11 protein-coding genes are annotated in these 8,511 nt (G+C 63.7%); 1 reads left to right on the forward strand and 10 read right to left on the reverse strand.

Annotated elements, in window-relative coordinates:
• Positions 1–261: 261 nt before the first annotated feature.
• Positions 262–672, reverse strand: a complete 411-nt coding sequence (locus tag ACOYQJ_RS25775; protein ID WP_422908756.1) for a DUF3427 domain-containing protein — start codon at positions 670–672, stop codon at positions 262–264.
• Complete coding sequence (locus ACOYQJ_RS25780; protein WP_422908757.1) at positions 673–861, reverse strand: hypothetical protein; 189 nt, start codon at positions 859–861, stop codon at positions 673–675.
• Between ACOYQJ_RS25780 and ACOYQJ_RS25785 the strand changes: the two genes are divergently transcribed.
• Positions 838–1,374, forward strand: a complete 537-nt coding sequence (locus ACOYQJ_RS25785; RefSeq protein ID WP_422908747.1) for a BMP family ABC transporter substrate-binding protein — start codon at positions 838–840, stop codon at positions 1,372–1,374. The genes ACOYQJ_RS25780 and ACOYQJ_RS25785 overlap by 24 nt on opposite strands.
• Before the next feature lie 670 nt (positions 1,375–2,044).
• Here ACOYQJ_RS25785 and soxA read toward each other — a convergent pair.
• The 8 genes from soxA to ACOYQJ_RS25825 form a co-directional block, all read right to left on the reverse strand.
• Entirely contained in the window at positions 2,045–2,794 is a 750-nt protein-coding gene (gene soxA / locus ACOYQJ_RS25790) for a sulfur oxidation c-type cytochrome SoxA (RefSeq protein WP_422908748.1), read from the reverse strand.
• An 8-nt stretch (positions 2,795–2,802) separates the two neighbouring features.
• Entirely contained in the window at positions 2,803–3,120 is a 318-nt protein-coding gene (soxZ, locus tag ACOYQJ_RS25795) for a thiosulfate oxidation carrier complex protein SoxZ (RefSeq protein WP_422908749.1), read from the reverse strand.
• Complete coding sequence (locus ACOYQJ_RS25800; RefSeq protein WP_422908750.1) at positions 3,117–3,575, reverse strand: thiosulfate oxidation carrier protein SoxY; 459 nt, start codon at positions 3,573–3,575, stop codon at positions 3,117–3,119. Before ACOYQJ_RS25800 ends, soxZ begins: the two co-directional genes overlap by 4 nt.
• Positions 3,572–4,051, reverse strand: coding sequence for a sulfur oxidation c-type cytochrome SoxX (soxX, locus tag ACOYQJ_RS25805; RefSeq protein ID WP_422908751.1), 480 nt, complete (start codon positions 4,049–4,051; stop codon positions 3,572–3,574). The genes ACOYQJ_RS25800 and soxX overlap by 4 nt, the downstream gene beginning before the upstream one ends.
• Positions 4,005–5,264, reverse strand: coding sequence for an FCSD flavin-binding domain-containing protein (locus ACOYQJ_RS25810; protein WP_422908752.1), 1,260 nt, complete (start codon positions 5,262–5,264; stop codon positions 4,005–4,007). The genes soxX and ACOYQJ_RS25810 overlap by 47 nt, the downstream gene beginning before the upstream one ends.
• Positions 5,261–5,530 carry a c-type cytochrome gene (locus ACOYQJ_RS25815; protein ID WP_422908753.1) on the reverse strand — a complete coding sequence of 90 codons (270 nt, stop codon included), beginning with the start codon at positions 5,528–5,530 and terminating at the stop codon, positions 5,261–5,263. The genes ACOYQJ_RS25810 and ACOYQJ_RS25815 overlap by 4 nt, the downstream gene beginning before the upstream one ends.
• Positions 5,531–5,600: 70 nt before the next feature.
• Positions 5,601–7,766, reverse strand: a complete 2,166-nt coding sequence (locus tag ACOYQJ_RS25820; protein ID WP_422908754.1) for a xanthine dehydrogenase family protein molybdopterin-binding subunit — start codon at positions 7,764–7,766, stop codon at positions 5,601–5,603.
• Between the two features lie 12 nt (positions 7,767–7,778).
• The gene (locus tag ACOYQJ_RS25825; protein ID WP_422908755.1) at positions 7,779–8,231 is read right to left on the reverse strand and encodes a (2Fe-2S)-binding protein; all 453 of its coding nucleotides are present in this window, start codon (positions 8,229–8,231) and stop codon (positions 7,779–7,781) included.
• Positions 8,232–8,511 lie beyond the last annotated feature (280 nt).

Consider the following 8,511-nt stretch of genomic DNA (forward strand, 5'->3'; position numbering starts at 1 on the left):
GGAATTGCTTCAGCTCATGCCCTTCAGGGCAGATGTACTGGTTGTTTTTCGCATCCCATTCGAAGTCGGCGCGGGTCTGGGGCACGGGATCCTCAAGCGAGAACTCGTAGAACAGCGCCGGCTGTGCCTCCTGCCGCGGTCCCATCATCGCCGATCCTCCAAGCCATTGCGGAAATTGAATCAGCCGGGAGCCCATCGATCAAGGGCGAGTTTTTTAACAAAATACGCCCTTGCCTGCGGCAAGTAGTCGAAGCATTTCTGTCACTCGAGGCCAAACAGCTGTCCAAGGGCGTCCGGGACAGGTTCCTTCAGATCCCATTGAACCGTGATCGGTGCTTCTCCTTCCCAGTCGGCAAATCGGACGGGGCCTGCGTAGCGGAATGGCGCAGCGCGGCCGTCGCGGAGTTTGGACTTCCGTACGAACAGGTGGATCGTCCAGCCCGGTTCTTCACCAGAGATGATCTTGCCGCGGCTGCTGGCGCGGCGCGTGCTGGTCTGGGTTTGCCAGACGAAACGGGTGGGACTTGCGAATTCGTCGGCGTAGTGGTCGCCGACCGACATGCTGCTTTTGTCCATGGTCACGAGTAGGATCATCGCGTTGGCGTTCTTGATCACAACGATGCCGGAATTCCAGGACCCGGTGTTGAAGACCGCGCCGAAAAGGGGCGGGATCTATTCACGCGTGTATTCATCCCATTTCTGTGGGCCGAGTGATGGCGGCGTCGGGCGGCTTCCCGGCGCTTCTGCAAGCGATGTTGGGTCCGGCTGGTCATAGGTCAGGGGAACATCACCACGCCCGAGATCGCCGCCCTTTACCCCGACAAGCGGTTCGCCATCGTGCAGGGGCAGAAGACGGGGCACAATTTGGCCAGCTACGACGTGCGGCAAGAGGACTCGGCCTATCTCGCCGGGATCCTTGCGGCGCATTTGACGCGCACGGGCACGGTGGACCACCTGTCCGGTCACCGCGTCAGGCCGGGTCTCAAGGGGCGCGCGGCCTTTGTGGCGGGCGTGGCCCATGCGGCACCCGATGTCGCCGTGCTGACCGGGTTCTGCGGCACGCAGGACGACAGCCGCGTGACCCGTGCTTGGGCAGATGCCGAAATCAAGGCCGGCGCGGATGTGATCTTTACCATGCTCAACGACGCGCGGCGCGGCGCGATCGAGGCTTGCCGCGCTGGCGCGGCCCGCCAGATCGGCAACGCTCTGGACTGGGTGGCGCGGGCTCCGGACGTCTTCGTCGCCTCGGCCATGGCGCGGATCGACATCGGCGTCGAACGCGCCATCGCCGATATGGCGGCGGGACGCGTTTCCAAGACGTCAAATGTTCCGGTTTTGGTCAGGACACGTAGAAGCATTTCTGTCAGGAGGTAAACGCCGAGATATGCGGAACGCTCATCAATCGGCCATGTCGGATCGACTACCGTTCCGCGTTCTTCATCAAAACAACGGGCGTGATGGAACGGGTCGTCGCCGCGATCCATGTCTCAGACGACGCCTTCCCAGTATTGTAGATCTTAGCGCAGAGCAGCATCCCACGCATTCCGGAAGTATTCGCGGGCAGGATCGTGGTTTAACCAGTTAGGGACTGCTGATCCTGTTGCGGGATTTCCATGCGATCTTAAGAACCTAAATGGCGGTGAGTTCCGGAGGGAGGCGGAAAGGACAGTGTCAAGCACCCTCGACGGCTTTATCGACCCGGAAGCGTTGAGTGAAAAAGTCGATCCGGTGCGCCTTTGCCTGCACAACTTCGGCCCACCCCCGCTTTTGCTCGCTCGCATCAATGCCGCGCTGCGGCGCTTCGAAAGAGACATTCGCTGCGCTGCACCAAGGCTACGCACATACTCTGGAAGAAGAGAAATGCGTGGGCTATACACCTCTTTCTCCGAGATACCGAGATGGACTGTACTGTCCGCTATCTGGGCGTCGGGCTTTAGGTCGCTCCGACAAACCCAAAACGCGTAGAAATCAAACTGTAAGGGCTGTACCGCGGACGGCCCAGAGCGAAGCCTGGCCATTTCCTCAATCATCTCTGCGCTGCCGATCAGGGCCTGATCGGGTATGCCTCGACGGTCAGGCCCGCCGCGCGGCTCTTGAGATAGAGCTCGAGCGCGATCAGGGACGGGGCACCGGCGGCAGGAACCTCGGCGCGCACACCGCTCAGGCAATTGCCGAAGCGCCGGTGGAGTGAGCCCATCGTTTCCCATTGCAGGCGGTATTGCGGATAGCCCGTTGGATGGGCCTCGGGGATCTTCGCCGCAAGCAGACGCCCGCCCGCGTGGTCGTCGTGACAGTGGCTGCATGCCAGATTAAGTTGCCCGACACGCCTGAAGAAGGACGCTTCGCCCTCCGCCCGCGCGGGCGCGAGCCGCGGGTCCGGGTCGGGCTCTATCGGCATGCCATGCGATTGAAGCGTGACGAAGCTCGTGAGCGAGAGCATCGCGTCGCTCTCGCGCGCCAGCGGCTCCGCGTCCTGATGGCGTGTGCGGCAGAGGTTGATCCGCCCCGAGAGATCGACGGGCGTCGCGCCCGCCTCGTCCCAGGCCGGATAGCGCGCGGCAACTCCGGCCATCGCCGTCTGTGCCGGGCCGTGGCACCCTTGGCAGGACTGACCCGTGCGTCCCGCTGCAGCGCCGTAGAGGCGTTCGCCGTCGAGGACCCAGAAGCGCCCGGGATTGGCCATCTCGTCGGTCTGCATCGCCTGCAGTTCGGGGCGCATGTCATCAAAGCCCGTCCGCCGTTCGTCGGCCGCCAGGACATCGCCCGTCCCGGCCAGCGCAAAACAAAGGGCCACTGTCCGCCTCATGTCACCGTGAGCATGCGCGCATCGCTATATTCCGTGCCTCCCTCGTCGATCCACCGGATCGTGACCTCGCCCGTCTGCTCGGCGCGCAGATAGAACGACAAGAACGGGTTGGCCGAGACGGCGGGGAAGAAAGAGGCGCCGAAGACTTCGGCGCCGCCATAGGTGCAGCGGACCTCGTGGATGATGTCGCGCGGCACGATCTTGCCATCCCGATTCGAGCGGAATCCGGTTTCCATCGGGTGTCGGATCAGCACCTTGACCTGCAATATATCGCCGCGCGCGGCCTGTTCGGGAATGTTCAAGAGCGCTTTCATGTTGGGATTACCTCTTCGCAGGCCGGAGCCGTCACGACGACAGTGGTCGCCGCAGTCCAGAAGGTGCCGTCGCTCATCCGCGCGATGGCGTGGACCGATTGGGTGCCGTTGAGGCGAATGCGCGTTTCGGCCTCCGCAAGCCCCGAACGCGGCGTGAAGCGGAAACGAACCGTATCCGGCAAAGGGTTGATCTCGTTGAAGATCGCGATCTCGGTCACATGGTCCGCCTCGGTCATCGGACTGTCGGCGCGCACCAGAAGCGGCACGGAATTGCCGTTCTCCACCAAGAGCGGGATCTTGAGCGTTACCCGCCCATCCAGCACCTCGGCCCCGCCGGTAAAGCCATCGATGGCGGTCTGCATCGTCTCGGGTGTTGCCCGGGCGGGACCGAGGGCAAGGACAAAGGGCGTGGCAAGCCCGCCAAGCAGAATCTGGCGCCGGTGTCTGTCGGTCATCGGGTCTCCTCCGTAAGCGTGACGAGGTAGGCGACCACGTCTTCGACGTCCTGCGCTGTCAGGATCGTCTCGCCCTGCCACCGCGCGCCGACGTTCGAAAGGCCGGACGTAGCGTGGAAGGGCGGCATGATCGTGTCGGGATTTCTGCGCCTGCTGTCGACGATCTGCGCCCGCAATTCGCCGATGGTAAGACGGGAGCCGACACCGTCAAGCGGCGGCGCGAGATTGCCCATGAAACGGTGTTCGGGGAACGGCCCGGCATGGCACAGAACGCAAAGCCCGCGCGTGGGCTCGGCCACGATGGCGCGGCCGCGCTCCGGATCACCGGGGGTTCCGGTCAGCGAGTGCGGCATCTCCTGTGCAAGACCCGGAACCGCGGTCGCGGCGCAGCAGGCCAGCGCACGCGCCACCGTCCGGATCGGCGCCCGCTCAGCCAAAGCTTTCGGTCGTGATACGGGCATACCAGTCTCGCGCATAGTCCGCCTCCTTGCGCCGGGTTTCCATCGGCGCAGCAAGCGGGCTCAGGCCACCAGCCTCTTCGATGTCGAAGAGCTTGCCATCCGCCTCGCCATAGACCCCCGCGACGGTAAAGCCATAATCGGGCGCGGCAAGACTGTAGCAGGTGTTGATAAGCTTGGGCGATTGCGGCGCCTCGCCGCGAAAAAGCGCGTCGATCGCGGCGGCGGTGACCTTGGCCTGCGCATTGGCGGAGAAGGCGGATTTCGGCATAGCGCCGGGCATACAGGCGTCGCCAATGACATGGATGCCCGGCACGAGATCGGATTCGAAGCTGCGACCGTTCACGGGGCACCAGCCGGTCGCATCGGCGACGCCCGCCACCTCGGCGATATCGCCGGCCTTCTGCGGCGGGATAATGTTGGCAACAGCCGGTTGCAAACGCTCGAAATCGGTCACGACGGTGCCTTCAGACGCCCGGATTTCGGTCACGCGCCCGCCCAGCGACGGGGGGCGCCACTCGATCATCCCGGGATAGAGCGCGTCCCAGGCCTCTTCCCAGAGCGGCTGCTTGGAGAATTTTTCCTTGGCATCGAGGATCAGGATCCGGGAGGCGGGTTTCGCGGATTTCAGATAATGCGCAATGAGGCTCGCCCGCTCATAAGGTCCGGGCGGGCAGCGATACGGGTTGGCAGGCGGCGCGATGACCACGAGGCCGCCATCTTCCATCGCCTCCAGTTGCGCACGCAACAGCGCGGTCTGCGTCCCGGCTTTCCACGCATGGGGCATGATCTGCGACGCCGCAGTATCATAGCCCGGCAAAGCGCCTTGACGGAAATCGACACCTGGCGACAGGATCAGCCGGTCGTAGGGCAGGCTGTCTTCCCCGGCGAGCGTCACGCGGCGCGCGTCCGGGTCAACGGCGACGGCCTCCCCTTGCAGGAGTGTCACGCCATCGGCCTCGAGGGCCGCGCGGTCATGGGTGATCGCGGCGAGGTCGTTCACACCGCCGAGCACCGTGTTGCTGAAGGGGCAGGTCAGATAGGTCGCGTCGCGATCAACAAGAGTAACGGCGTGGCCCATGCGCGCGAGCCAGCGCGCGGCCGTCGCACCGCCAAAGCCGCCGCCCACGACGACCACACGGCCGCGATCCTGTGCGCGAGCGCTGCGTGCGAACGGAAGCGTGGCGAGCGCTGCCCCAGTCGCGAGCACCTGACGGCGGGAGTAGGTCATCTCAGCCCTCCACCCGCGAGCCAAACAGCAATCGCCGTGATCTCGCCTTCACTAAAACCTTCGGCAATCCGGTTCATCAAGGTCGCGTCGCGGTCGCCAGACCGGAACGCGATCATTGCCGTTTCGATGTCGCTGGCGCTCAATCCTTCGAGAAGGATGCCGCCCGCGCCGTGACAGCCGGAACAGGCTGCCGCCCCCGGCGGGGCCTCGGCTGACAGCGCAGTCGACGCGAGAAGGACGCCGGTCAGAAGGGAGAGTCGCCCCATGGGTTCAAGCTCCTCGGGTTGGGTGGCGGTACCCGCGGGCGGCAGCGCGCGCCGCCCGCGGGACGGCGCGTCAGGCGCGCAGGTCGTGCTTTGCCAGCGGCAATTCGCGGATACGCTTGCCGGTGGCTGCATAGACCGCATTCATCACCGCAGGCGTGGCCACGAAAATCGTGGGTTCCCCGACCCCGCCCCAGAAATCGCCCGAGGGGATCAGGTGGCTCTCGACCTCAGGCATCTCCCACATGGATACGATCGGGTAGGTGTTGAAGTTCTGCTCCTGCACCGTGCCATTCTCCACCGTGATCTGGCTCAGTAGGCCCGCCGAAAGTCCGAAGGCGAAGGACCCTTCGATTTGCGCCTCGACCTGTTGGGGATTGACTATGTGGCCGGGGTTGGTCGCCGCGACGATCCGGTGGATTGTGAGGTTGCCGCGCTCATCAACAGAAACCTCGGCCGCCGCCGCCACGTAGGAGCCGTAGCCCATGTGCTGACAGATCCCAAAGGCGCGGCCCTCGGGCGGGCCCGCATCCCAGCCGATGCCTTCGGCCACCTTGTCGAGCACCGCCAGATGCTTTGGATGGTTCGCCATCATCTCCCGGCGAAACGCGAGTGGATCCTTGCCCGCCGCTTCCGCGAGTTCGTCGATGAAGCATTCGAGGTAGAAGGCGTTCTGGTTGTTGTTGACCCCGCGCCAGAAGCCCGGACGGAGCGGCGGATTTCGCATCGCGTGATCAATCTTGATGTTGGGCACGGTGTAGCCGAATTCGCCTTCGTCGCTGTCGGCGAAGAGACCCTGGAAGGAGGCTGGGTCCATCCCGTCCTGCAGACGGAACGGCATGAGCATCGCGAGGATCGACTGGCCCGAAATGCGCATATGCAGGCCCGTGAGATTGCCCTCGGCATCCAGCGCGCCACGCATGCGCGCCTTGGTCGCGGGATGGTAGTTGCCGTGCAACTGGTCTTCCTCCCGCGTCCAGATCGTCTTGATCGGAGTGCCCCTCATCTGCATCGCCACCTGAACGGCGACGCGGGTGTAGTCGGAATTCGCCCGCCTGCCGAAACCACCGCCAAGATTGATGCGGTGGACGTCGCATTGCGGAATTTCCAGCCCCGATGTTTCGGACGCGATAGCCAGATCGGACTCGGCGTTCTGAGTGGCGACCCAGACGGTACAGCGGTCGTCGGTGACCAGCGCCGTGGCGTTCATCGGCTCCATCGTCGCGTGGCTCTGCCATGGGTAGTGATAGACCGACTCCACGACCTGCGCCGCGTCCGCAAGCGCTGCGTCCACATCGCCAGATGCATTGCCGACAAAGCCGTCTTCGGCCGTCAGCCCTTCGTCGAGCATACGCTCCAGATCGTCCATGCCGAAAGATGCGTTCTCACCGAGATCCCATTCGATGGGCAGCGCGTCGAGCGCCTTCTTGGCGCGCCAGAACGTGTCGGCGATGACCGCCACAGCCGCGTCATTGATTTGAACAACCTTGATGACACCGGGCATGTCCATGACCGCCTCGGCATCGAAGCTTACGAGCTTGCCGCCCATTACCGGGGTCTGCTTGACCGTTGCATTAAGCATGCCGGGCTGGACCATGTCGATCGAATACACCCGGCTGCCGTCGAGCTTGTCGAGTGTGTCGAGGCGTTTCAGCGGCTGGCCCGCGATGGTCCAGTCGGTCGGATCCTTGAGCGCGATGTCGGTGGGGATCTCAAGCTCAGCCGCCTCCGCTGCAACCGCACCATAACTCAGCGTGTCACCGTCCGGACCGGTCAGCACGCTCTTGGCCGCCGTGACCTCCGACGCATCGACACCCCAACGGTTTGCCGCGGCCTGGATCAGCATGGCGCGGGCCGCAGCGCCACCCTGACGGACGTAATCCTGACTGTTGCGGATTCCGCGGCTGCCAAATGTGCCGAAAGAGCCCCACACCCGCTCGCGCGCCGCGTTCTCGCCCGGGGAGGGATATTCCCAAGTCACCTTTTCCCAATCCGCGTCGAGCTCCTCAGCCACGAGCTGCGCAAGCCCGGTCAGCGTGCCCTGCCCCATCTCGATCCGGGCAACGCGGACGATCACCTTGTCGTCAGGCTGGATTACGACCCAGGCGTTGATCTCGGGCGTATCGCCGGAAATCTGCTGCGCGGACGCGTCAAGTGGCATGCCAAGCGCAAGCCCGCCTGCCGCCGCTGCGGTGCTGACCAGAAAGCCCCGGCGGTTCATGTTGAAATGTTCGGTCATCTTACATCCCCCTCACGTCAGATCCGCAGCGCGCTTGATGCCCGCCTTGATCCGGTTGTAGGTGCCACAGCGGCAAAGATTGGTCATGTTGTTGGTGATGTCCTCGTCCGTGGGCTTGGGGAATTCGGTGAGAAACGCCGCCGCCGCCATGATCTGGCCGGACTGGCAGTAACCGCATTGCGGCACGTCAAGCTCGGCCCAGGCCTGTTGGATGGGATGCGAGAGATCGTCACTGAGCCCTTCGATGGTGGTGATCTGTTCGCCTTCGCTCACGGCCTCGAGCGGGAGCGCGCATGACCGGGTGGCGACCCCGTCGATATGCACGGTGCAAGCACCACAAGCGCCCACGCCGCATCCGTATTTCGTACCCGTCAACCCGAGTTGTTCGCGAAGCACCCACAGAAGCGGTGTATCAGGTTCCGCGTCAACTTCGTGTTGCACGCCATTTACTGTAAGACTTGCCATCGTGTCTTTACCTCCCCGGTGGACATGAATGCCAGACGCTCGCATGTTTTTCGTCTGTTCAGCAATCTCGTTAAGGTAGAACGTCCGCGCGCGCCGTCAAACCGCCTGTGGACTCGCCTTGCGACATCGGTTTCTGGACTGTTGCATTAATTGATGGTTGCATTTGTTGCCTGTGAGCGCGATTTGACCGCCGTATCGCGGGCAATCTTCAGATGTCGGATCATTTCTGATGACCCTGTTTGGGTCTTGGGTTGTGCTGTTGCTTGGCCAGAGAGAACTG

The sequence above is a fragment of the Pacificoceanicola algae genome, from assembly GCF_049341065.1.
Classification (GTDB): Bacteria; Pseudomonadota; Alphaproteobacteria; order Rhodobacterales; family Rhodobacteraceae; genus Pacificoceanicola.

Excerpts from the sequence above, each read along its gene's own strand:
- ACOYQJ_RS25820 (WP_422908754.1), bottom strand. The coding sequence starts at position 7,766 with ATGACCGAACATTTCAACATGAACCGCCGGGGCTTTCTGGTCAGCACC.
- ACOYQJ_RS25800 (WP_422908750.1), bottom strand. The coding sequence starts at position 3,575 with ATGACCGACAGACACCGGCGCCAGATTCTGCTTGGCGGGCTTGCCACG.
- ACOYQJ_RS25810 (WP_422908752.1), bottom strand. The coding sequence starts at position 5,264 with ATGACCTACTCCCGCCGTCAGGTGCTCGCGACTGGGGCAGCGCTCGCC.
- soxX (WP_422908751.1), bottom strand. The coding sequence starts at position 4,051 with ATGCGCGAGACTGGTATGCCCGTATCACGACCGAAAGCTTTGGCTGAG.
- soxZ (WP_422908749.1), bottom strand. The coding sequence starts at position 3,120 with ATGAAAGCGCTCTTGAACATTCCCGAACAGGCCGCGCGCGGCGATATA.
- ACOYQJ_RS25815 (WP_422908753.1), bottom strand. The coding sequence starts at position 5,530 with ATGGGGCGACTCTCCCTTCTGACCGGCGTCCTTCTCGCGTCGACTGCG.
- ACOYQJ_RS25825 (WP_422908755.1), bottom strand. The coding sequence starts at position 8,231 with ATGGCAAGTCTTACAGTAAATGGCGTGCAACACGAAGTTGACGCGGAA.